Below are 22,706 nucleotides of genomic sequence, written 5' to 3'. Positions count from 1 at the left end.
TGTTTAGCCCTGCGACTTGTGAATTTTATCCAGCTTCGCTTTGATGCGGTTGCGCTTGAACGCCGAGAGATAATCGACGAACAGCTTGCCTTCCAGATGATCCATTTCATGCTGAATGCAGACTGCCAGCAAGTCACGCGCTTCCAGTTCAAAGCTTTCACCGTTGCGGTTTAACGCCTTGACTTTGATATGTTCGGCGCGGCTGACTTTTTCGAAAAAGCCCGGTACGGACAGGCAGCCTTCCTCGGATTCCTCGACGCCGTCGCGCTCGATGATTTGCGGGTTGATCAGGCAGATCGGTTCGTCCTTGTTCTCGCTGACGTCCATCACGATTACCCGTTTATGTACGTTAACTTGGGTGGCGGCCAAACCTACGCCCTTGGCGGCATACATGGTTTCGATCATGTTATCGACCAAGGTTTTGATGCCGTCATCGACTGTGTCTACCTTGGCGGCGACCGTGCGCAGCCGTTTATCGGGAAACTCCAGAATTGTAAGAATACTCACCCATCACTCCACTTGCGAACTGTAATAGTGGGATTTTATCCGAAATTGCCTTGGGTTTGAATGTGAAGACTAAATAGGGCCGGGTTTAGTCTGGAACGGCTCGTGCTGGCATAATGCCCGAATTAATCTAAACTGTGCGGCAAATCGATGGTTGATTTTTATGCATGTGTTTCAAGTTGGGCTAAGTGGGATGCACAAAGTATTGACGCTTGCCGATCTTGTGTTTAGACGCTTCGTCTGGCGGATTTTGAACGGTTTTATAAGCTCTGGCAGGATAAATTATGTTTTTTCGCGCGATACTGGGAATATTGATACCACTGGTTTTTGCCGCAGTGGCGTGGGCCGACGAGCTGAAAATAAACCCCAATCATCCCGATCAGTACACGGTTGTTAAAGGCGATACCTTGTGGGACATTTCCGGGAAGTTTTTACAGCACCCCTGGGAATGGCCGCAGCTATGGCATAGCAATCCGCAAATCAAGGATCCGCATTGGATCTACCCGGGCGACACCTTGTATTTTTCCTACGTGAACGGTGTGCCGCGTTTGAGTTTCTCACCGGATGGTAATGACGAAAAACTGTTGCCGCGAGTGCGCGAGTCGGAGATTGATCAAGCTATTAAAATGATTCCCAGCGATGCCATCGTGCAATTCTTGAATTCGCCGAAAGTCGTCACAGCGGATGAGTTGCAGCACGCGCCTTATGTAATAGGGTTTGTTGGTGAACATTTGATTGCCGGGGCAGGAGACGGCATTTACGTTCGGGCCATCGAAAATCCGCCAGGCTTGGGGTATACCATTTACCGGGCGGGTAAGGCCTATGTCAGTCCGGTGACCAAGGAAATTTTGGGCTACGAGGCGCAATATATCGCCGATACCACGCTTCAAGAACCGGGTGATCCAGCCACCTTGCTGATTAATAAATCCGATATGGAAATTCAACGTGGCGACCGCTTGATGCCTACTTCTGAGGGTGAGTTAGCCTTAAATTATTTTCCAAGACCGCCTAAACATCAGGTGGTGGGCAGCATCATTCAGGTGAAGGGTGGTGTGTCGCAGATCGGTCAACACGATGTAGTGGTTATCGATAAAGGTACTGCCGACGGTTTGGAAGTGGGGCATACCTTGGATGTGTATCGCAAAGGGCATGTCATCGTGGACAGGTATCAATCCCAGGAAGCTGTGGCGGTGAAAATGCCGGATGAACTGGCAGGTGTGTTGATGGTGTTTCGGCCGTTCGAGCGGGTCAGTTATGCATTAGTGATGCAGGCAACCGCTGCGATGCACACGCTGGATAGAGTGCAAACGCCCTAATGGCTTATCTGCCATTAGCTTGCTTTAAATGGTTTTGGATAGTTTTTTAAGCTGTTTTGGCATCAGCACTTAATCCACAAATCAAGTACTGGCTGGCGATGCTGCGCAGTCCCGGCGTTGGCGGTCAGGCAATTCAGCGCTTGCTGGCGCATCTGGAACCCGAACAAATATTCTCGGCGTCGCGAGCCACTTTAAGTGGCTTGGGCTTCAGCGAAAAGCTGATAGACGCCTTGCAAAAGCCGGACTGGGAAAAGGTCGAAGACGACATCCGCTGGTTGGATCAAGCCGGGAATCATGCATTTACCTTGGACGATGCCGACTATCCGGCGCAACTGCGAGAAATCGCAAATGCTCCCCCGATCTTGTTTGTCAAAGGCAATCCGGCCTTGTTGCTTGAGCCACAGTTGGCGATGGTGGGCAGCCGCAATCCTTCACCGGTTGGCGTCAGCACTGCGATTCAATTTGCCGAGGCCCTGGCCGAAGCGGGCTTTACCGTGACCAGCGGCTTGGCTTTGGGGATCGATGCGGCCAGTCACCATGGCGCGTTAAACGTAAACGGAAGAACCATAGCCGTGGCCGGCACGGGTTTGGACCGGGTCTATCCGGCTTGCCATAAACAATTGGCTACGCAAATTGTTGAACATGGGGCGTTGGTGTCGGAGTTTCCGCCGGGTACCAACGCCAAAGCCAATCATTTTCCCCGACGCAACCGAATCATTAGCGGATTGTGCGTCGGCTTGTTGGTGGTCGAGGCGGCTCAGCAAAGCGGGTCCTTGATTACCGCGCGTTTGGCGCTTGAGCAAAATCGGGAAGTTTTTGCGATTCCCGGTTCTATTCATAACCCTTTGGCGCGCGGTTGCAATGCATTAATTCGCCAGGGCGCCAAATTAGTCGAAACCGCACAAGATATTTTTGAGGAATTAGGTCATTATAATCAAAGGCATATGCGAGCTGAGTCAGAATTGCCGCAGACTTCGCTTGACCTGGAGCAGCAAAATCTATTGAAATTGATTCCGTACAGTCCCACAACGGTCGATACTCTGGTGCAAGATAGCGGTTGGTCCGCGGAAGAAGTTTCCTCGACGCTGTTGGTGCTGGAGTTACAAGGCTACATTGCCGCGCTTGCCGGTGGTGGCTACCTCCGAGTCAAATAAAGGTTCTAATGAAAGAAGATATTTTCGATGTGCTCATTTATCTGTTTGAGAATTATCTGGATGGCGACAGCGACAACTATCCGGATACGGCCGTGATTGCCAGCGAGTTGCTGGATGCGGGTTTTCAGCAGCCTGATGTCAATAAGGCGTTCGACTGGCTGGAGTCTTTGGCCGAAATTGAGAGCATCACACCGGCGGTTTCCTCTTCGTTCCGCATTTTTAGCGGTCAGGAAATCTCCGTGTTCGACATGGAGTGCCGGAATTTCTTGATGTATCTTGAGCACAGCGGCATCTTGACGCCCATTAATCGCGAGATAGCGATTGATCGGGCAATGGCCTTGAAAGACGAAAATATTACGCTGGATAAATTGAAATGGATTGTATTGATGGTGTTATTAAGTCAACCCGGCGATAGCGCCGCTTTCTCCCGAATGGAAGACATAGTTTACGATTTGATACCTACCTCTTTACATTGATTTTTCTACGGACAGCATGAGCAAAAGTTTAGTCATTGTAGAGTCACCGGCAAAATGTAAAACCATAGAAAAGTATCTGGGTAAGGACTTCCAGGTGCTGGCCTCTTACGGCCATGTCCGCGATTTGATTCCTAAAGAGGGAGCGGTCGATCCGGAAAACGGTTTTGCGATGAAATACCAGGTGATTGATCGCAACCAACGCCATCTGCAAGAGATAGGCAAAGCTATAAAAAATGCCGACACACTTTATCTGGCGACTGACCCTGATCGCGAAGGCGAGGCGATTTCCTGGCATGTGTTCGAGCATCTGAAAGAAAAAAAGCTGTTAAAAGACAAGGAAGTGTTGCGGGTGGTGTTTCATGAAATCACCAAGAAAGCCGTCACCGAGGCTATCGCCCATCCCACTGAGTTATCGAATAACCTTGTCAATGCTCAACAGGCGCGGCGTGCTTTAGACTATTTGGTCGGTTTTAATTTATCGCCGTTGCTGTGGAAGAAAATCCGCCGTGGCTTGTCCGCTGGCCGCGTGCAAAGTCCTGCGTTGCGGATGATCGTCGAACGCGAAATGGAAATCGAGGCGTTCAAGACCCGTGAATACTGGTCGCATACCGCCGAAGCCAGTGCCCAAGGGCTGCCGTTTAAAGCCAAATTAACGCATTTCAACGGTGAAAAGCTGAATCAATTCAGTTTTACCAACGAAGCGCAAGCGACTGAAGTTAAGCAAAATTTATTGGACGCCGCCGACGGTCAGCTGATCGTCGCCAAGCTGGAGAAGAAACAACGCAGTAAAAATCCGGCGCCACCGTTCATCACTTCGACTTTGCAGCAGGAAGCGGCACGCAAGCTGGGTTTTACCACTAAGCGCACGATGATGGTGGCGCAACAGCTATACGAGGGTATCGATCTGGGCGGCGAAACCGTCGGTTTGATTTCCTATATGCGTACCGACTCGGTCAATCTGGCCGAAGAAGCCTTGGCTGATATTCGCGCGCTGATCGCCGAAAAGTACGGTGCCGACGATGTGCCTAAAGAGCCGCGCCGTTTCAAAACCAAGTCCAAAAACGCTCAGGAAGCCCACGAAGCGATCCGGCCGACGTCTGTACAGCGTTTGCCCGAGCAGGTCAAAAACCGGCTCAGCGCCGAGCAGTTCAAGCTGTATGACTTGATCTGGAAGCGCACCGTCGCTTGTCAGATGATTCATGCCACGTTAAATCAGGTGGCGGTCGATCTGAATTGCGGCAGCGATAAAAACGTATTTCGCGCCACCGGTTCCACGGTCACCAATCCCGGCTTCATGAAGGTGTATCTGGAAGGCGTGGACGACAGCAAGGAAGCCGCTGATGATCAGGATAGTTTATTGCCGCCGATGGAAGAAGGGCGGCCGGTGGTGTTGAACGAGATCGCTGCCACCCAGCATTTTACCGAGCCGCCACCACGTTATAGCGAGGCGAGCCTGGTAAAAGCCTTGGAAGAACATGGTATTGGTCGCCCCTCTACCTACGCGACGATTATCTCGACCTTGCAAAACCGCGAATATGTCACGATCGACAACAAGCGGTTTTATCCAACCGATGTGGGGCGTATCGTTAACAAGTTCTTGACCGAGCATTTCACTAAATACGTCGATTACAGCTTTACTGCCAACCTGGAAGACGATCTGGATGCCGTGTCGCGCGGCGAGAAGGATTGGATTCCATTGATGAACGACTTCTGGCGGCCGTTTACGCAGTTGATTAACGAGAAAGAAGAAAGCGTACAGCGAAAGGATGTGACGCAGGAAAGCATAGATGAACAGTGCCCCGAGTGCAGTAGTCCGCTGTCGATTCGTTTGGGGCGGAATGGCCGCTTTATCGGTTGTACCAATTATCCGACCTGTTCCTATACGCGTAATTTAGGTGACGACAATGTCGGCGCAACGTCCGCTGAACCGGAAGTGGTGGAAGGGCGGGTGTGTCCGAAGTGCGAGTCGACGCTGGTTATAAAGACTGGCAAATATGGCAAATTTGTCGGTTGCAGCGCCTATCCGAAGTGCAAGCACATCGAACCCTTGGAAAAGCCTTCCGATACCGGGGTTGAATGTCCGCAGTGCAAGAATGGGGCTATCCTAAAGCGCAAGGCGCGCAGCGGGAAGATTTTTTATTCTTGCTCGGAATATCCAAAATGCGATTATGCTTTGTGGGATGCACCGATCAAGGAAAGTTGCCCTGATTGTAATTGGCCGATTTTGACCTTGAAAACCACCAAGCGCCGTGGCACCGAAAAAGTCTGTCCGCAGAAAGAGTGCAAATACGCAACACCTTATGAGGGTGATCCGGACGACGCAAACGGGCCGGCTTGAGCCTAGGGTAGTGATACTGTTTGTCCGAGCTGGATGGTGTGTTTGTCGATAAAGCCGGCTGGCAGTTCCAGTATGTATCTGGCGGCTACTTTGGAATCATAGATCCGGCACGGATCTTTGGCGCAGGGCTGTAAATCTTTTAACAGCCCTACAATCCGGCCGTCTCCTGCTAGAAACACCACATCCAATGCCAGTAAGGTGTTTTTCATCCACACTGCGCGATGGGTTTGATCCGGATAGACAAACAGCATGCCCTGGTCTTCGGCAAGTGTATGCCGAAACATCAGTCCGTGCTCGCGTTCGCTTTCGTTAGCGGCGATAGCCGCGTAGACGATACGTTGTTGAGTTAGAAATGTGATTGGGTGGTTGAACTCGGTAAACGCGTTTGCTGAAGCCCCCGCGCTGCTGAGTGTCACAATAAAAGCTATGCCGAAAATGGTACAGGAAAGATAAGAGCGCATGCGCGATGTCAGTAATATAAGGTTGTCTTTAAAGATGCGGCTGATTATAATGCCGCGTTCAATTATTTAGCGAGCGTGGCGAAATTGGTAGACGCGCTGGATTTAGGTTCCAGTGGTAACCCCGTGGGAGTTCGAGTCTCCCCGCTCGCACCATATCCTGCGTTATTCGTAACGATACGACCTTAAGTTCCCCAGATCTAAACATCGCCGGCCGGTCTCCCAAAATATAAAACCGTATTTTTAATTTTTTGAGGTAATGCAATGCAAGTTTCTGTCGAGAAGACATCAGAGTTAAGCCGAAAAATGACTGTTAGCATTCCTGATGCCGTGGTTCAGGAGAAAATGGAAACTCGCTTTAAAAAACTCGCGCGCGAAGTCAAAGTGGACGGATTTCGTCCGGGTAAAGTACCTGCGAGCATGGTAAAAAAATTGTACGCCGATAGAGTGAGAAACGAAGTAACCGGTGACTTGATTCAATCGACTTATTTTGAAGCATTGCAGCAACAGGATTTAAATCCCGCCGGTCATCCGCATATCCACCCCACAGAAAAAACCGAAGGTTTTGAATACATCGCCGAGTTCGAAGTTTATCCGGAGATCGTTCTGGACGGTGTTAGCGAATTAAAAGTAGATCGTCCTTCCGCAGCTGTGGAGGAGGCCGATGTCGATAATATGATCGAAAAGCTGTGTCAGCAAAAGAAAACTTGGAACACTGTTGAGCGCGGATCGCAGGATGCCGATAGGGTGACCATTCATTTCTCCGGCATGGCGGATGGCGAGAATTTTACCGACGGTAAGGTAGAAAACTACCAGGTGGAAATCGGCGGCAAACAAATGATTCCTGGTTTTGAAGATGAATTGAAGGGTTTGGTTGCCGGTGCAAGCAAAACCTTTTCTGTGACATTCCCAGAGCAATACAACAGCGAAAAATTAGCAGGCAAAGTTGCCGAATTTGAGATCGAGTTGATTAAAGTCGAAGAGCCGGTTTTACCAGTCGTCGATGCGGAATTTATCAAGGCTTACGGTGTTGAAGACGGCGATGCGGCAAGTTTCCGTACCGATGTTCGCGCCAATATGGAAAGAGAGCTGAACCAAGGTCTAAAAAACAAGTTAAAAAATGCGGTGATGGATGCGTTATACGAAAACATTGTTATAGCGATGCCTAACGCATTGATCGATCAAGAAATTCAAGCGTTGATGAAGCCTTACGCCGAACGCGCGAAAAACATGCGTTTGAAGCTGGAAGACCTGAATTTGCCAAGGGATGCTTTTGAAGGTCAGGCCAAGCGCCGAGTGGCCTTGGGCTTGATTCTGGGTGAAATCATTCAAAAAAATGAAATCAAGGTCGATGCCGATAAAGTGCGTGCGGTAATTGATGACATGGCGAAGAGTTATGAGCGCCCCGAAGACGTTGTGAACTGGTATTATGCCGACAAGGCCCGTCTAAATGATGTGCAGCAGATGGTCTTAGAGGACCAAGCTGTTGCATGGATTGTCAGTCAGGCTAAAATCACCGACGTAACAGTTGGTTTTGATGATGTCATGGAAAAACAGTAACGAATGAGGGCTAAACGTGTTTAACCAAAATGTGATGAGCGAAATGATGGCGCCGCAAGCGGCGGGCGGTCTAGTGCCTATAGTGGTTGAACAAACAGCCCGTGGGGAAAGATCCTTCGATATTTATTCCCGTTTGCTGAAAGAGCGGGTCATTTTTCTGGTAGGCCAAGTCGAAGATTACTCGGCTAATCTGGTGGTGGCGCAATTGCTGTTCCTGGAATCTGAAAATCCGGATAAGGATATACATTTGTATATCAACTCTCCCGGGGGTTCGGTGACAGCAGGGATGTCGATTTACGACACGATGCAATTTATCAAGCCGGATGTCAGCACCATGTGTATCGGCCAGGCCGCCAGTATGGGGGCTCTTTTATTGGCGGGTGGTGCTCAGGGTAAGCGCTATTGTTTGCCTCATTCCAGGGTGATGATTCATCAACCTTTGGGTGGTTTTCAAGGCCAAGCATCGGATTTTGATATTCATGCCCGAGAGATTTTGGCTATTCGCGAACGATTGAATAAAATTCTGGCTCATCATACCGGGCAACCGTTGGAAAAAATTCAGCAAGATACGGATCGAGATAATTTTCTGAGTTCTCAGCAAGCGGTTGATTACGGTTTGATCGACAAAGTATTGACTAGTCGTACTGCCTGATAAGTGTCGCGTCGCTTCGTCAAGAGTGCGACGTGATTTGAATGTTGGTTTTTGATATATTTCATCGCCATGACGAGGTAATGTATCACGGTGGAGTCTGTCTATGAGTAGAGACAAGAAAGGTAAAGACGATGAAAAACTTCTTTACTGTTCTTTTTGCGGTAAAAGTCAAAATGAAGTCAGGAAACTGATTGCAGGTCCATCCGTTTATGTTTGTGACGAATGTGTGGAATTGTGCAACGACATCATCAGAGATGAGTTGCTGGAAGATGAAATGTCCGTGGCCGGCGGTGCGCTGCCTAAGCCGAAGGAAATCAAGCAAGAATTGGATGGTTATGTCATCGGTCAGGAAAATGCCAAAAAAATTCTGGCTGTGGCTGTTTACAACCATTACAAGCGCTTGCGCAGCAACAGCAAAAAGAACGAAGTCGAGCTGGCGAAAAGCAATATCTTGCTGATCGGGCCTACCGGTTCCGGTAAAACCTTGTTAGCCGAAACCTTGGCCAGATTGCTGGATGTGCCTTTCACGATAGCAGACGCCACCACACTGACCGAGGCCGGTTATGTCGGTGAAGATGTTGAAAACATCATTTTAAAGATTCTGCAAAAATGCGATTACGACGTGGAAAAAGCGGAGACCGGGATCGTTTACATCGACGAAATCGATAAAATCTCCCGTAAATCCGATAATCCGTCGATTACGCGGGATGTGTCCGGAGAAGGTGTGCAGCAGGCCTTGCTGAAGCTTATCGAAGGTACTGTCGCTTCCGTCCCGCCGCAAGGCGGTCGCAAGCATCCGCAGCAAGACTTTCTGCAGGTGAATACCGCCAACATTTTATTTATTGTCGGGGGGGCGTTTGCCGGATTGGATAAGGTTATTAAGCACCGTACCGAAAAAGGCGGTATCGGTTTCTCCGCCGAAGTAAAAACCAAAGACGACAAACGTAACGTCGGCGAGATTTTTGCCGATGTACGTTCCGAGGATTTGATCAAATATGGTTTGATTCCGGAGTTTGTTGGTCGTCTGCCGGTTATTGCCACTTTGGACGAGTTGGATGAAGCCGCGTTGATTCAAATTCTGACACAGCCTAAAAACGCTTTGATCAAGCAGTACAAGCATTTGTTTGAAATGGAAGGTGCGGAGCTAGAGTTTAGAGATGATTCGTTAGCCGCGATTGCCCGCAAATCGATGGAGCGAAAAACCGGTGCCCGAGGTTTGCGCACAATAGTTGAGAACGTGTTGTTGGATACGATGTACGAACTGCCTTCCAACGACAAAATATCGAAAGTTGTCATCGACGAGAACGTCATTTTGGGTAATTCGGAGCCAATTTTGGTTTACGAAGCAGAGCAAAAGCTGGTGGCTTCGGACGCTTCTTAGCTTTGGGGCTTTGAGCTTTCCTAGCGTTCTCGCGAAGAAATAATCAAATTCAAGGGGGCTTTTTCAATAAAGCCCCCTTTTTTTTGCCTGAAATTAAAGATACTTGTTTTCTGGGAGTTCATCCTCATATAGGATGACATCCAATGTTTTGAGCTGCTCAAGGGAGCAAATGAAATGACCGAGTTAAAAACCAAAGATGAATTAATTCCTGTCTTGCCGTTACGGGACGTGGTGGTCTATCCGCATATGGTGATTCCATTGTTTGTCGGTAGAGGTATGTCGATTGATGCCCTTGATGCTGCCATAAAGCAAGACAAACAAGTCTTGCTGATCGCCCAGAAACAGGCCGATGTCGATGAGCCGGGTTTTGATGACTTATACAGAGTCGGTACCTTGGCCAACATCCTGCAACTATTGAAATTGCCGGACGGTACGGTGAAAGTATTGGTTGAAGGCAGTCAGCGCTGCTCCGTTACAAAATACCAAGATGTGGACAATTATTGTGCGGCCAGCGTGGTCGAGTTGAGCGACGAATTAAATATTTCCGAACAGGAAGCGGAAGTTTTGCAGCGGACCGCGATTAATTCGTTCGATCAATATGTGAAATTGAATAATAAAATTCCGCCTGAAGTATTGAACTCCCTGGCCGGCATTGACGACCCCAGCCGCTTGGCCGACACCATGGCGGCACATATGGCTTTAAAAGTTGAAGAAAAACAGCTGATGCTGGAAATGGTCGATGTCGCCAAACGTCTGGAAAATTTGATGACCTTGATGGAAGGTGAAGTCGATATTCTGGAGATGGAAAAGAAAATTCGTGGCCGCGTTAAAAAGCAGATGGAAAAGAATCAGCGCGAATACTATTTGAATGAGCAAATGAAGGCTATTCAAAAAGAGCTGGGCGAGATGGACGAAGCCAGCAACGAGATCGAAGAACTGGAAAGAAAGATTGCTGCTGCCGGTATGTCCGCAGAAGCCAAAACCAAAGCTACGGCCGAGCTGAATAAACTGAAAATGATGTCGCCGATGTCCGCGGAAGCCACAGTGGTGCGCAATTACATCGATTGGATGGTCAATGTGCCTTGGAAAAAGAAAACCAAGGTTAGGCACGATTTGAAAGTCGCCGAAGAGGTGTTGGAAGCCGAACATTACGGCCTGGATAAAGTAAAAGAGCGGATACTCGAATATCTCGCCGTGCAGCAACGTGTTAAGGCGTTGAAAGGGCCTATTCTGTGTTTGGTCGGTCCTCCGGGGGTCGGTAAAACCTCACTTGGCCAGTCGATTGCGCGGGCCACCAACCGTAAATATGTGCGGATGGCATTGGGCGGGGTTAGAGATGAAGCGGAAATTCGCGGGCACAGGCGTACCTACATTGGTTCGATGCCCGGTAAAATCTTGCAAAATCTTTCGAAAATCAAAACCCGTAACCCCATGTTCTTGCTGGACGAGATCGACAAAATGGCGGCGGATTTTCGCGGTGATCCCGCTTCTGCGCTGTTGGAAGTGTTGGATCCGGAGCAAAACCATACTTTCTCCGATCATTATCTGGAAGTCGATTTCGATTTGTCCGATGTGATGTTTGTGGCAACCGCGAATACGATGAATATCCCGGCTGCTTTGATGGATAGAATGGAAATAATCCGTCTGGCCGGTTATACCGAGGATGAAAAAATCAATATCGCCATGCGCTTTTTGATTCCGAAGCAGATCAAAAACAACGGTCTGGCTGAGTCGGAAATTTCTATCTCCGAAGCAGCGGTCAAGGATATTGTCAGGTACTACACGCGGGAAGCCGGTGTGCGCGGACTGGAGCGGGAAATTTCGAAAATTTGCCGGAAAGTCGTGAAAGACCTGTTGTTGAAATCCCGCAAAAGTAGAACCTCGGTTACCGAAAAAACACTTGATAAATATCTGGGAGTGCGGCGGTTTAGCTATGGCATGGCCGAAGACAGCGATCAAATTGGTCAAGTGACCGGTTTGGCATGGACTGAAGTCGGCGGTGAGTTGCTAACGATTGAAACTGCGGTGATGCCGGGTAAGGGCAAGCAGCTAACGACCGGTAAGCTCGGTGATGTGATGAAGGAGTCGATTGAAGCGGCGGTCACGGTAGTCAGGAGTCGCGCCAACATCTTGGGAATCGACAGCGATGTGTTCCAGAAAAATGATATTCACATTCACGTTCCGGAAGGCGCAACCCCAAAAGACGGGCCTAGCGCCGGTATTGGTATGTGTACCGCCATTATTTCCGCTCTGACCAAAATTCCAGTGCGTGCTGATGTGGCGATGACCGGAGAGATTACCCTGCGTGGTGAAGTGCTACCGATTGGCGGGCTGAAAGAGAAATTGTTGGCGGCGCATCGCGGCGGCATTGCGACCGTGGTGATTCCGGCGGAAAACGAAAAGGACCTCGCCGAAATCCCGGAAAATATCAAACGTAATTTGGCGATTAAGTGTGTCCGTTGGATAGATGAAGTGTTGGAGTTAGCTCTACAGCATATGCCCACCCCCATTGCTGCAATCCCGGTGGCTGAAATAACTGAAACTGCTGCCAGCAAGGCAGAGGTAAAAAAGCCGGGTGTTGTTGCCCATTAAAAGTCGAGTCGGGTCGGCGGAAACCATCAGTGTCGTGGCTTCCGCGGACTTCTGTGCTTGACATCGCTTGCAGGCGATTGATATAAATGTCGGCCTCTCGCACCAGGAGAGGCTGTAAATCGGGTTGGTGGAAAACCGGTTAGCGGGCAAATCCAAACATTTGTTTGCTGAGCATAATTAATACAACGACATCCTAAGGGGAAATAAATGAATAAATCGGAACTTATCGATGCAATCGCCAGTGCGTCCCAGTTAACTAAAGCTGATGCAGGTCGTGCTTTAGATGGTTTTATCAAAGCAGTAGAAGATGCTTTGAAACAAGGCGATTCCGTTGCCTTGGTTGGCTTCGGCACATTCGATGTTAAAGAAAGAGCAGAGCGTAAAGGCCGCAATCCGCAAACCGGTGAAGAGATCACCATTAAAGCCGCGAAAATTCCTTCATTTAAAGCTGGCAAATCTTTAAAAGATGCTGTAAACTAGCCGCTCTTTAGTCGGGTGCTTAGCTCAGCTGGGAGAGCATCGCCCTTACAAGGCGAGGGTCGGGGGTTCGAACCCCTCAGCACCCACCAGACTTTGGAGCGGTAGTTCAGTTGGTTAGAATACCGGCCTGTCACGCCGGGGGTCGCGGGTTCGAGCCCCGTCCGCTCCGCCAAAACAGAAACCTCGGGCCGTATGGTCCGAGGTTTTTTTTTGCCTGTTAATTTTATGGCCTGAAGCATTCGGGTTTAATACTGTTTAAGGACAGCGTTTATGCTTTTAGAGATTAGAGAAAAGGTGCACGGTCTGTTTGCATCAATCATATTGATTTTGATTTGTGTGCTTTTCGGATTGTGGGGCATCCAAAACTACCTTGGCGGCGGGAAAGAAGCCCCGGTGGTGTCTGTGGGAGACAAGGAGTTTTTTCAGCGCGATGTCAGTCAGGCCTATCAGCAATATGCGCAAAATCTGGCAGGGATGAAGTTCGACGAAGAGACGATAAAAAAACAGGCTTTGCAAAAGCTGGTTCGCGACGAGGTATTGTTGCAATACGTTCAAGATCAAAACCTGTTGGTTAGCGATGAGACGGCCAGGGACTTCATTCAAACTCTCGAGTATTTTCAAAAAGACGGAAAGTTCGATAAGACGCAATACCAAACCATGCTCGGTTCGCAAGGTATGTCTTCCGCCGAGTTCGTCAATCGCATCAAAAAAGCCTTGGTGATGGAGCAGTTCCAACGAGCCCTGGTGGATAGCAGCTTTGTGACGCCGGCGGAAATTAACAACTTCTTTAAAATCCAGAACCAAACCCGCGATGTGGAATATTTGACCGTGCCGTTAACGGCTGTCAGTCAACAGCCCGGCGAAGAGGAAATTACCGCTTATTATCAGCAGCACCAGGACGCGTATCAGACTCCCGAGCAGGTGGCTATCGAATACGTGGAATTATCATTGGATAAGTTGGCCGCAGATATTAGCCCCACCGAAGAGCAGTTAAAAGCCTATTACGAAGAACAAAAAGTCCAATTCACTACGAAAGAGCGCAGAAAAATCAGCCATATTTTGTTCGCGTTCAGCAAGGATAAAACGGCTGACGAACTTGCGTTGCAAAAAGCGCTGAAGGCGAAACAAGATCTTAAAAGCAAGGATTTTGCCGCCCTGGCAGCTGAAGTGTCGGATGATAAACTGACCGCGAAAAATGGTGGCGACCTGGGTTTATTCAATGTCGGCGTGATGGAGAAAGCCTTTGAAGATGCTGCAAGCAGCTTAAAATTGGGCGAAGTATCTGAGCCCGTCAAATCGGCTTTTGGTTATCATTTAATTAAAGTGACCGAATTAATACCCGGCGACGTAAAGCCTTACGAAGCGGTAAAAGCCGAAGTCAGCAAGGCTTATCAAAAAGCCCAGGCCGAAGCCAAATTTAACACTTTGGCCGAGAAAGTGGCCGAAGTTAGTTACGAAAATCCCGATAGTTTGGCAGCCGTTGCGCAACTGTTGGGTGGAGCGACCAGCAAGACCGAAGCGTTTACTCGCGCGGCGGGTGAAGGTATCGCTGCCGACGAAAAAGTTCGGGCGGCGGCGTTCTCCGAAGATGTGTTAAAAGGCAGCAACAGCGAACCGCTGGAAATTGGCGGCGACAAAGTCGTGGTGTTGCGCATGTTATCGCATCAACCTGCCGCCAGCAGGGAACTCAAGGATGTTAAGGCGCAGGTCATTGCCGCGATTCAGCAAGATAAAGCAAAACAGCAGGCCGTCGCTACTGCCGATAAAGTGAAGCAAGAATTGGCGGGCGGTAAAACGCTTGCTCAAATCGCCGAAGCACTGCATTTGCAAACCAAAAAAATCAATGGCTTGACTCGTACTGCCAGCGATTTGCCGGCGGCGGTCACTCAAGAGATTTTTAGAACCGCCAAACCGAAGGCAGGTCAGCCTAGCGTGGCAGTAATCGACGAAGCCAAGGGCGGTAAATTGGTGGTTAGCGTCAACAGTGTACACGAGGGCGTTATGTCGGATAGTGACAAGAGCAAGCAGGCCTTGATTGCCAAAAACATCTCTGCCGCCTTCGGCAAGGCGCAGATGGAAGCTGTATTGAATGCGTTGCAGACTAAAGCCGAGATCGTTATCAATACGCAAAAACAGTAAACCGTTAGGTGGACCTGCAAAAAGGGAGCTTAGCGCTCCCTTTTTTTTGCTTGTCTAAGCGGTTAGCTGCTTATCAGCGGTGATGCTGTTGCGGATTATGGGCAAAGTCTTGAGACATCCCGCCACAACCGTTAGCCAGTGCGTTAACAGCTCTAGCAGCGTCCAACCCACATTGGCTTTTAGGCACACGTTTATTAACATAGTCGCGGATAGCCGAATAGGGTGATTTTTCGCTTCGGATACAATCGATATTATTTTCCTGTTCAGCCATATCATGGGATAAACTTTAAAATTTGTAACAAACATCGCTGCGAAAGCGACACTCGTCTTAATTTTTAATAGCTTGATTTAAGGATCAACATGATTATCAAACCTCGCGTACGCGGTTTTATGTGCGTCACCACCCATCCGGTCGGCTGCGAAGCCAATGTCAATCAGCAAATCGACTATGTCAAAAGCTTTGGTGCAATTAGCAACGGCCCGAAAAATGTCCTGATTTTAGGCGCTTCCACCGGTTACGGCCTGGCATCGAGGATTGTCTCGGCTTTTGGTTCCGGTGCGAAAACCTTGGGTGTGTTTTTTGAGCGCGAGGGTACGGCCGATAAGCCGGGTACTCCGGGTTGGTACAATTCCGCGGCGTTCCATAAATTTGCCGAAGCCGAAGGCCTCTACGCCAAAAGCATCAACGGGGATGCGTTTTCCGACGAGATCAAACAAAAAACCATTGATGTCATTAAGCAAGACATGGGCAAAGTCGATCTGGTTATATACAGCTTGGCCGCGCCGCGCCGCACGCATCCAAAAACCGGTGTCACGCATAATTCTACCTTGAAACCGATAGGTAAAGATTTGGTACAAAACGGTATTGATACTGACAAAGAAGTCATTAAATCCTTTACCTTGCCGGCCGCTACGCCGGAAGAAATTGAAAATACCGTGGCCGTTATGGGCGGAGAAGACTGGCAAATGTGGATCGATGCGCTGGCCGACGCCGACGTCTTGGCGGAAGGCGCCAAAACCACCGCATACACTTATCTGGGCGAAAAAATCACCTGGGATATTTATTGGGACGGCACCATTGGTGCGGCCAAAAAAGACTTGGATAAACGCGTCATCGATATTCGCAATAAATTAGCGACTCTAGGCGGGGACGCGCGCGTATCAGTGCTCAAAGCCGTAGTCACTCAAGCCAGCGCGGCAATTCCGGTTATGCCTTTGTATCTGGCCTTGCTATTCAAAACCATGAAGGCCGAGGGTACTCACGAAGGTTGCATCGAGCAGGTAAATGGCTTGTTCCGCGATAGTCTGTACGGTGCCACTCCTATCCTGGACGATACCGGTCGCCTGCGCGCCGATTTAAAAGAGTTGCAGCCGCAAGTGCAAGATAAAGTCAACGCTTTGTGGGAACAAATCAACAACGACAATATCAACGAATTGAGCGATTTTGCCGGTTACAAACACGAATTTCTAAAGTTGTTTGGTTTCGAGGTGGACGGCGTGGATTACGATGCCGACGTCAATCCCGAGGCACCAATCACCAATTTGCTATAAAGATGTACCCCGGTGGCTAGCGCGGCGGCGACCCACTGGGTTAAAAAGTAAGGACACCTGACGTTTTTGCAAAGGCGGCGTTATCGATAAGCCCCAGAAGCGATTCAGATGGCTCTGGCCATCAAGCAAAAGCGTCGCTGAAGTTTCTGTTTAATTTCTGCGAAACACTGGACAAATGCAAACACCATCCACTACCCGAGACTGGATTCTCTATTCGCTGCTCAGTTTGACCATTGTGCTGATCGTGTTGGCGATGTATCAAATCGACCGGCAATGGCTGAAATTGAGCGAGATGCAAACCGCGCTGTCGGAGCAAGCCAAGGATATGCGCGAACTGCGAAGCGCCATCGCCTCTGGCGCAATTGCCGCAAACGCCCCAGCAAATTCGACTTCAAGCGGCGAAGTGGCTCAAGCGTTTCAACGCGCTTATGCCGCCAGTCGCCAGCCGGATTACGCCCAGGGCGACTGGAGCGTCGAAGCGTTCGGCACCAACCTCAAGACCATCACGCCGCTGGTGTCCAGCGATGCCTACGCCTCCAACGTACAAAGCTATGTGCTGGAGAGCCTGATCACCCGCAACCCCGATACTTTGGAATGGGAGGGCCTGGTCGCCAAAGATTGGACCATCAGCGAAGACGGGTTGGTGATTACTTTCCGGATGCGCGAAGACGTCAGTTTCTCCGACGGCCAACCGCTGACCGCCGATGATGTGGTATTCAGTTTCAATTTCATTATGACCGACGCGATTCAAGCGCCTCGGGAACGGGCGTATTTGGAAAAAATCGCCAGCGTCAAAGCCAACGGCAAATACGAAGTGGTGTTTACCTTCAAAGAGCCGTATTTCGAAGCCTTGTCGCTGGCCGGTGGCATCGGCATCCTGCCCAAGCATTTTTACGAGCCTTATTTAAAAGAGCCGCAAAAATTCAATGAATCCAAAGGTCTGTTATTAGGCAGCGGTCCTTATCGATTAAACGATCCGAAAAACTGGACGCCGGACAAAGGCAACATCGAGCTGGTGCGTAACGAGCGTTACTGGGGTGACGTGCAACCGTCTTACCATCGGATTCTGTGGAAAATCATTCAAAACGATAGCGCCCGCTTAACTACCTTTCGCAATGGCGATATCGACTCTTACTCAGCGCGGCCAGTCGAATACCAGGAGCTGAAAAAAGACCCGCAAATTCAGGCCAAGAGCCAAAATTTCGAATACATGCCGCCAGTGGTTGGGTACAGTTGGATAGGCTGGAATCAGGAACGCGGCGGCAAGCCGACTCGCTTCGCCGACAAGCGGGTGCGGCAAGCCATGACTTATCTGACCGATGTCAGTCGGGTGATAAAAGATGTGATGTTGGATTACGCCGAGCCTGCGGTGAGTCCGTTCAGTAAAACCAGCAAGCAGCATGATGTGGCTTTGCAGCCCTATCAAGCCGATTTGGAAAAAGCCAAAGCCTTGCTGAAAGAAGCCGGTTACCAGGATAAAAATGGCGACGGCGTTTTAGAAGACAAGGCCGGCGCGCCCTTTGAATTTAAACTGACCTACTTTCAAGCCAACGAGGACACCAAACGCCTGGTGTTGCTGTTGAAAGACTTGTACGCCCGCGCTGGCGTCAAACTGATTCCAACTCCTCAGGAATGGCCGGTGATGTTGGAGAATCTGGATAAAAAAGATTTCGACGCCATTACCCTGGGTTGGACCAGCGGTATCGAAACCGATTTGTATCAGATATTTCATAGTTCTCAGGCGGTGAGTAAGGGCGATAATTTTATCGGGTACAAGAACCCGGCTTTGGATAAGCTCATCGACGATGCCCGCCGCACTGTCGATGAAAGCAAACGCATGCCGCTGTGGCAGCAAGCCGAGCACATTCTCTACGAAGACCAGCCCTATACCTTCTTGATGCGCCGTAAGAGCCTGTTGTTCGTCGACAAGCGCATTCATAACTTGCAAATGACCAAACTGGGTTTGAACTTCGGCTCCCTGCCGCTAGAAAACTACGTGCCGCTGGCGCAGCAAAAATACACCCAATAGGCCAAGGATCCGTCGATGTTGACCTATCTGCTGCGGCGTTTGCTGCTGATGATCCCCACCTTGCTGGGTATCACCGTGTTGGTGTTCAGCGTCATGGCCATGTCGCCGGGCGGCATCAGCGCCCAGACTTTAATCGGCGGCATGGACATGAAGCCGCAGGAAAAACAGGCCTTGCTGGACTATTACAACAAACGCTACGGCCTGGACCAGCCAGCCCCGGTGCAATATCTGCGCTGGCTGAATAATGTCTCGCCGATTGGTTTCGTCACCGATGCTGAAGGCCAGCACGGTGAATTTTCCTTCAGCAAGGGCATGGATCTGGGCACCAGTTTTCAATACGGCCGGCCCGTTTCGGATATTCTGGCCGAGCGCATCCCGATTACCTTGCTACTCAATCTGGTAACACTGCCGTTTACCTACATCATCGCCATCATGGTCGGCATGAAAGCCGCCACCCAGCGCGGTAGCGCTTTCGATGTCGGCGCCGGTATGTCGATGTTGGCCTTGTGGTCGATTCCGACCATGTTGGCCGGCGTTTTGTTGCTGGGTTTTTTTGCCAACGTCCAATATTTTCAATGGTTCCCCACCGCCGGCATCAGCAGTCGGGAGGCGCAGGACATGCCGTTCCTGCCGCATTGGGAAGAGAGCGGATTTATCCGAGGTTTCTTGTTGGATAGAATCTGGCATCTGATCTTGCCGGTGATCTGCTTGTCCTACGGCGGCTTTGCGGCATTAACCAAACTGACCCGCACCTCCATTTTGGAAAACCTGCACGCCGATTACGCCCGCACCGCCCGCGCCAAGGGCTTGGCCGAAAACGACGTGTTGTGGAAACACGTATTCCGCAATAGTTTATTGCCCTTGATTACCGTCTCGGCCGGTTTGTTACCCAGTTTGCTGGCCGGCTCCTTGATCGTCGAGAATATCTTCAGTATCAACGGCATGGGCCAGTTGGCGGTGGAAGCGGTGAAAGGCCGCGACCGCGAGTTGGTGTTGTCGATTACCTGGATCAGCGGCTTTCTGACCCTGATCGGCTATCTGATTGCCGATTTCTGTTACACCCTGGCCGATCCGCGGGTGAGTTATGACTAAGCCCGTGATCAGCCGCGAATCTTTTTCTGCGCGCATCTGGCGCAAAACCCTGGCCGGCGTTGGCGTCAAGCTGGGCTTGGCTTGGGTCGCCTTGTTAGTGTTTTGCGCGGTGTTTGCGCCGTTTCTCGCCAACTCCATGCCCTTGCTGATGAGCAAAGGCGGGGCTATTTCCGCGCCGGTATTGCAATATTTGTCCGTGGAAGACGCCTGGATCTTGGCCAGCTTTTTCATTGCTCTGGCGGTTTACCGGCTAAACATCGACGGCGGTAAACAGGTTTTGTTGTTTTTGCTGGGTAGTGCGTTAGCCGCGCTGTTGGTCAACAGCTTCGTCAAACCGCCGGTGTTGGTGATCTACGACGACTTCCGCGGCCCCGCTTATATGCAAGTGGATTGGAAGCTCATGCCGCCGATACCGTATGCGCCGGTCGATTATCTGCGGGATTTGGGCAGCAAAGGCCTGGAAGCGCCGTTCGCCACAGAAGGCCATACCCATCTGATGGGCACCGAAGAGAACGGTGCCGACGTGTTAAGCCGGATGATCCACGCCTGCCGGATTTCCTTGAGCATCGGTCTGATAGCTTCTGGCATCGCCTTGGCCATCGGTATCGTCGTCGGCGGCTTGATGGGCTATTTCTCCGGCGTCGTCGACATGCTGGGCATGCGGCTGGTGGAAATCTTCGAAGATATTCCGACGTTGTTTTTACTGCTGACCTTCGTGGCCTTCTTCGGCCGTAGCTTGTACATGATGATGGTGATCATCGGCGTGACCGGCTGGTCTGGCTACGCACGTTATGTGCGCCAGGAGTTTTTGAAACTGCGCAAACAGGATTACGTGCAAGCAGCGGTAGCTAGCGGTTTGCCTCTCACCTCTATCTTATTTAGGCACATGCTGCCAAACGGCGTCGCACCCTTACTGGTAGCCGTTAGTTTCGGGGTGGCCGGGGCGATTCTATCCGAAGCGACACTAAGCTTTCTCGGTTTGGGTGTGGTCGATGCGCCATCCTGGGGGGCGATGCTGGATCAGGCTGTTAAATCCTCGACCTTTAACTGGTGGATGGCGGTGTTTCCCGGCGGCTCGATCTTTATGACGGTGTTTGCCTACAACCTGATCGGCGAAGCGTTTCGTGATGCCATCGATCCGCGCTTGTCCGACAAGGCTGGGGTCAAATCATGAGCCAGCCCTTGTTGGAAGTCCGCAACCTGCGCACTTATCTGAGGTCCGGCGGCGGTGAAGTCAAAGCGGTGGACGACATCAGTTTCAGCATTCCCAAAGGCCAAACCTTTTGCTTGGTCGGCGAGTCGGGCAGCGGCAAATCGGTCAGCGCTTTGTCGGTGATCCGTTTATTGCCGGATGGGGTAGCTTCGCACCCCAGCGGCGAGATTTTGTTGAACGGCCAGGATTTGTTAACCCTGGACGATCCGGGCATCCGCGCGGTGCGCGGCTTAAAAATCGCGATGATATTTCAGGAGCCGATGACCTCCTTGAACCCGGTGATGAGCATCGGCGAGCAAATCACCGAAGCCCTGCAATTGCACCATCCCGATATGGACGATGCGGAAGCCACCGAGCGTACTATCAAGGCATTGGAACAAGTGCAAATTCCCAATGCTGCCAGCCGCTTTCGTGACTATCCGCATCAACTCTCCGGCGGTCAACGGCAACGGGTGATGATCGCCATGGCCCTGGCTTGCGAGCCGCAATTGCTGATCGCCGACGAACCGACCACGGCCCTGGATGTTACGGTGCAAGCCGAGATTCTGCGCCTGATGCGCAAGCTTCAGGACGACACCGGTATGAGCATGTTGTTCATCACCCACGATTTTGGTGTGGTGGCGCAGATGGCGCATTGGGTGGGGGTGATGCAGCAAGGCAAATTGGTGGAAGTTGGTGCCTGCCAAACCGTGTTGCGCACGCCGCAGCATCCCTATACCCAACAATTGCTGGCCGCCGTGCCGGAGAATCTGGCTAAGCCGGGCAGGGCGGCAGTTGGTGCCAATCCTTCAGTTCCGGAAGTCGTCGATCTGCCGCCGGCGTTGGCGGATGACGAGAACCTGAGCGATAGTGATAGGCGCTTATTGTCGGTTTTGAATCGTGTTGGTTTGCGGCGGCAGGCCAGCCAAAATGCCGCCCAGGGTGAAGCGGAAGTCGATAACTTAATCCAAATCCGCGATTTGAAAGTCTGGTTTCCCATCAAGAAGGGGGTATTCCGGCAAACAGTCGATTACGTCAAAGCCGTGGACGAGGTATCGCTGGATATTCCGCGCGGCGAAATCGTCGCCTTGGTCGGCGAGTCCGGCTGCGGCAAGACCACGTTGGGGCGAGCGGTATTGCAACTGGAACTGCCGACTGCCGGCAGCATCCGCATCGACGGTCAAGAACTCACCGGCTTGTCCGCCCGAGAACTGCGGCCGCTGCGCCGCAAGATGCAGATCGCCTTTCAAGACCCGCAATCCTCGCTCAATCCGCGTTTGCTAGTGGAAACCACGCTGACCGAACCGATGAAGGTGCATGGCATCGGTGCCAGTCATGAACAGCGCATCGAACTGGCCGGGCAACTGCTGGAAGACATGCAACTCAGTCGCGAATCACTTTGGCGCTACCCGCACGAATTTTCCGGCGGCCAGCGGCAACGGATCGGCTTGGCGCGGGCTTTGGCCTTGAATCCGGAGTTTGTGGTGTGCGACGAAATTACCAGTGCGCTGGACGTGTCGGTGCAGGCGGAAATTCTGCAATTGCTGCTGGATATTCGTCGGCGGCGGAATCTAACCTTGTTGTTTATTACGCATAACATTGGGGTGGTGGAGTATTTGAGTGATCGGACTGTGGTGATGTATAAGGGGACGATTGTGGAGGAAGGTTTGACTGCGAAAGTTTGTGGGGCGCCGGAGCATCCGTATACTCAGAAGTTGTTGTCGGCGGTGCCGAGGTTAGTGGTGTAGGGAGATTGTTGGGATGATATTCAGAAGCTTTTTATTCCCTGTTA

At 50.8% G+C, this 22,706-nt stretch carries 17 protein-coding genes and 3 tRNA genes; 18 read left to right on the top strand and 2 right to left on the bottom strand.

All coding sequences use genetic code 11. The features are described 5' to 3' along the window. Positions 1-3 precede the first annotated feature (3 nt). Positions 4-507, bottom strand: coding sequence for a peptide deformylase (gene def, locus EBB_RS14345; RefSeq protein ID WP_192394464.1), 504 nt, complete (start codon positions 505-507; stop codon positions 4-6). Between the two features lie 281 nt (positions 508-788). On the opposite strand from def, the gene EBB_RS14340 reads away from it, so the two are divergent. From EBB_RS14340 to topA, 4 genes are read left to right on the top strand one after another with little or no spacing between them, the layout of a single operon-like run. After that, positions 789-1,820 carry a LysM peptidoglycan-binding domain-containing protein gene (locus tag EBB_RS14340; protein WP_192394463.1) on the top strand — a complete coding sequence of 344 codons (1,032 nt, stop codon included), beginning with the start codon at positions 789-791 and terminating at the stop codon, positions 1,818-1,820. Positions 1,821-1,876: 56 nt separating this feature from the next. Beyond that, entirely contained in the window at positions 1,877-2,974 is a 1,098-nt protein-coding gene (dprA, locus tag EBB_RS14335) for a DNA-processing protein DprA (protein ID WP_225587449.1), read from the top strand. Between the two features lie 8 nt (positions 2,975-2,982). Next, positions 2,983-3,450: a Smg family protein gene (locus EBB_RS14330; protein WP_020482932.1), complete on the top strand. Its 468-nt coding sequence runs from the start codon at positions 2,983-2,985 to the stop codon at positions 3,448-3,450. A 16-nt stretch (positions 3,451-3,466) separates the two neighbouring features. Further along, a complete protein-coding gene (topA, locus tag EBB_RS14325) occupies positions 3,467-5,788 on the top strand; it encodes a type I DNA topoisomerase (protein ID WP_192394462.1) in 2,322 nt (773 codons plus the stop codon). Between the two features lie 2 nt (positions 5,789-5,790). Here the strand turns inward: topA and EBB_RS14320 are convergent, their stop codons facing one another. After that, complete coding sequence (locus EBB_RS14320) at positions 5,791-6,249, bottom strand: DUF192 domain-containing protein (RefSeq protein WP_192394461.1); 459 nt, start codon at positions 6,247-6,249, stop codon at positions 5,791-5,793. A 69-nt stretch (positions 6,250-6,318) separates the two neighbouring features. On the opposite strand from EBB_RS14320, the gene EBB_RS14315 reads away from it, so the two are divergent. The 14 genes from EBB_RS14315 (at position 6,319) to EBB_RS14250 (ending at position 22,662) form a co-directional block, all read left to right on the top strand. After that, a tRNA-Leu gene (locus tag EBB_RS14315) sits at positions 6,319-6,402 on the top strand. A 108-nt stretch (positions 6,403-6,510) separates the two neighbouring features. Then, positions 6,511-7,806, top strand: a complete 1,296-nt coding sequence (gene tig, locus EBB_RS14310; RefSeq protein ID WP_192394460.1) for a trigger factor — start codon at positions 6,511-6,513, stop codon at positions 7,804-7,806. Between the two features lie 46 nt (positions 7,807-7,852). After that, positions 7,853-8,458 (top strand): ATP-dependent Clp endopeptidase proteolytic subunit ClpP, encoded by a 606-nt coding sequence (clpP, locus tag EBB_RS14305; RefSeq protein WP_192395034.1) that lies wholly within the window; start codon positions 7,853-7,855, stop codon positions 8,456-8,458. A 103-nt stretch (positions 8,459-8,561) separates the two neighbouring features. After that, positions 8,562-9,839, top strand: coding sequence for an ATP-dependent Clp protease ATP-binding subunit ClpX (clpX, locus tag EBB_RS14300; protein ID WP_020482927.1), 1,278 nt, complete (start codon positions 8,562-8,564; stop codon positions 9,837-9,839). Between the two features lie 174 nt (positions 9,840-10,013). Further along, on the top strand, positions 10,014-12,431 hold the full coding sequence (lon, locus tag EBB_RS14295; protein ID WP_192394459.1) for an endopeptidase La: 2,418 nt from the start codon (positions 10,014-10,016) through the stop codon (positions 12,429-12,431). A 207-nt stretch (positions 12,432-12,638) separates the two neighbouring features. Beyond that, on the top strand, positions 12,639-12,911 hold the full coding sequence (gene hbs, locus EBB_RS14290; RefSeq protein ID WP_020482925.1) for a non-specific DNA-binding protein Hbs: 273 nt from the start codon (positions 12,639-12,641) through the stop codon (positions 12,909-12,911). Positions 12,912-12,924: 13 nt separating this feature from the next. Continuing rightward, positions 12,925-13,000: transfer RNA gene (locus EBB_RS14285), tRNA-Val, on the top strand. A 6-nt stretch (positions 13,001-13,006) separates the two neighbouring features. Continuing rightward, positions 13,007-13,083, top strand: a tRNA-Asp gene (locus EBB_RS14280). Between the two features lie 98 nt (positions 13,084-13,181). Continuing rightward, positions 13,182-15,050: a SurA N-terminal domain-containing protein gene (locus EBB_RS14275; protein WP_192394458.1), complete on the top strand. Its 1,869-nt coding sequence runs from the start codon at positions 13,182-13,184 to the stop codon at positions 15,048-15,050. A 360-nt stretch (positions 15,051-15,410) separates the two neighbouring features. Then, positions 15,411-16,601, top strand: coding sequence for an enoyl-ACP reductase FabV (gene fabV / locus EBB_RS14270; RefSeq protein WP_192394457.1), 1,191 nt, complete (start codon positions 15,411-15,413; stop codon positions 16,599-16,601). A gap of 175 nt (positions 16,602-16,776) precedes the next feature. Continuing rightward, positions 16,777-18,630 (top strand): peptide-binding protein, encoded by a 1,854-nt coding sequence (locus EBB_RS14265; protein WP_192394456.1) that lies wholly within the window; start codon positions 16,777-16,779, stop codon positions 18,628-18,630. 15 nt (positions 18,631-18,645) lie between these two features. Continuing rightward, positions 18,646-19,722 (top strand): ABC transporter permease, encoded by a 1,077-nt coding sequence (locus EBB_RS14260; protein WP_192394455.1) that lies wholly within the window; start codon positions 18,646-18,648, stop codon positions 19,720-19,722. Then, positions 19,715-20,896 carry an ABC transporter permease gene (locus EBB_RS14255; RefSeq protein WP_192394454.1) on the top strand — a complete coding sequence of 394 codons (1,182 nt, stop codon included), beginning with the start codon at positions 19,715-19,717 and terminating at the stop codon, positions 20,894-20,896. The genes EBB_RS14260 and EBB_RS14255 overlap by 8 nt, the downstream gene beginning before the upstream one ends. After that, on the top strand, positions 20,893-22,662 hold the full coding sequence (locus tag EBB_RS14250; protein WP_192394453.1) for an ABC transporter ATP-binding protein: 1,770 nt from the start codon (positions 20,893-20,895) through the stop codon (positions 22,660-22,662). Before EBB_RS14255 ends, EBB_RS14250 begins: the two co-directional genes overlap by 4 nt. The last annotated feature ends 44 nt before the right edge of the window (positions 22,663-22,706 follow it).

The organism is Methylomonas fluvii (assembly GCF_014850975.1).
GTDB lineage: Bacteria > Pseudomonadota > Gammaproteobacteria > Methylococcales > Methylomonadaceae > Methylomonas > Methylomonas fluvii.
The sequence above is the reverse complement of the archived record's forward strand: the minus strand, read 5'-3'. Positions and strand labels throughout refer to the sequence as shown.

Coding starts and splice junctions, on each gene's coding strand:
- fabV (WP_192394457.1), top strand. CDS start 15,411: ATGATTATCAAACCTCGCGTACGCGGTTTTATGTGCGTCACCACCCAT.
- hbs (WP_020482925.1), top strand. CDS start 12,639: ATGAATAAATCGGAACTTATCGATGCAATCGCCAGTGCGTCCCAGTTA.
- lon (WP_192394459.1), top strand. CDS start 10,014: ATGACCGAGTTAAAAACCAAAGATGAATTAATTCCTGTCTTGCCGTTA.
- EBB_RS14265 (WP_192394456.1), top strand. CDS start 16,777: ATGCAAACACCATCCACTACCCGAGACTGGATTCTCTATTCGCTGCTC.
- tig (WP_192394460.1), top strand. CDS start 6,511: ATGCAAGTTTCTGTCGAGAAGACATCAGAGTTAAGCCGAAAAATGACT.
- EBB_RS14260 (WP_192394455.1), top strand. CDS start 18,646: ATGTTGACCTATCTGCTGCGGCGTTTGCTGCTGATGATCCCCACCTTG.
- EBB_RS14330 (WP_020482932.1), top strand. CDS start 2,983: ATGAAAGAAGATATTTTCGATGTGCTCATTTATCTGTTTGAGAATTAT.
- EBB_RS14340 (WP_192394463.1), top strand. CDS start 789: ATGTTTTTTCGCGCGATACTGGGAATATTGATACCACTGGTTTTTGCC.
- clpX (WP_020482927.1), top strand. CDS start 8,562: ATGAGTAGAGACAAGAAAGGTAAAGACGATGAAAAACTTCTTTACTGT.
- clpP (WP_192395034.1), top strand. CDS start 7,853: ATGGCGCCGCAAGCGGCGGGCGGTCTAGTGCCTATAGTGGTTGAACAA.
- EBB_RS14255 (WP_192394454.1), top strand. CDS start 19,715: ATGACTAAGCCCGTGATCAGCCGCGAATCTTTTTCTGCGCGCATCTGG.
- EBB_RS14320 (WP_192394461.1), bottom strand. CDS start 6,249: ATGCGCTCTTATCTTTCCTGTACCATTTTCGGCATAGCTTTTATTGTG.
- EBB_RS14250 (WP_192394453.1), top strand. CDS start 20,893: ATGAGCCAGCCCTTGTTGGAAGTCCGCAACCTGCGCACTTATCTGAGG.
- topA (WP_192394462.1), top strand. CDS start 3,467: ATGAGCAAAAGTTTAGTCATTGTAGAGTCACCGGCAAAATGTAAAACC.
- EBB_RS14275 (WP_192394458.1), top strand. CDS start 13,182: ATGCTTTTAGAGATTAGAGAAAAGGTGCACGGTCTGTTTGCATCAATC.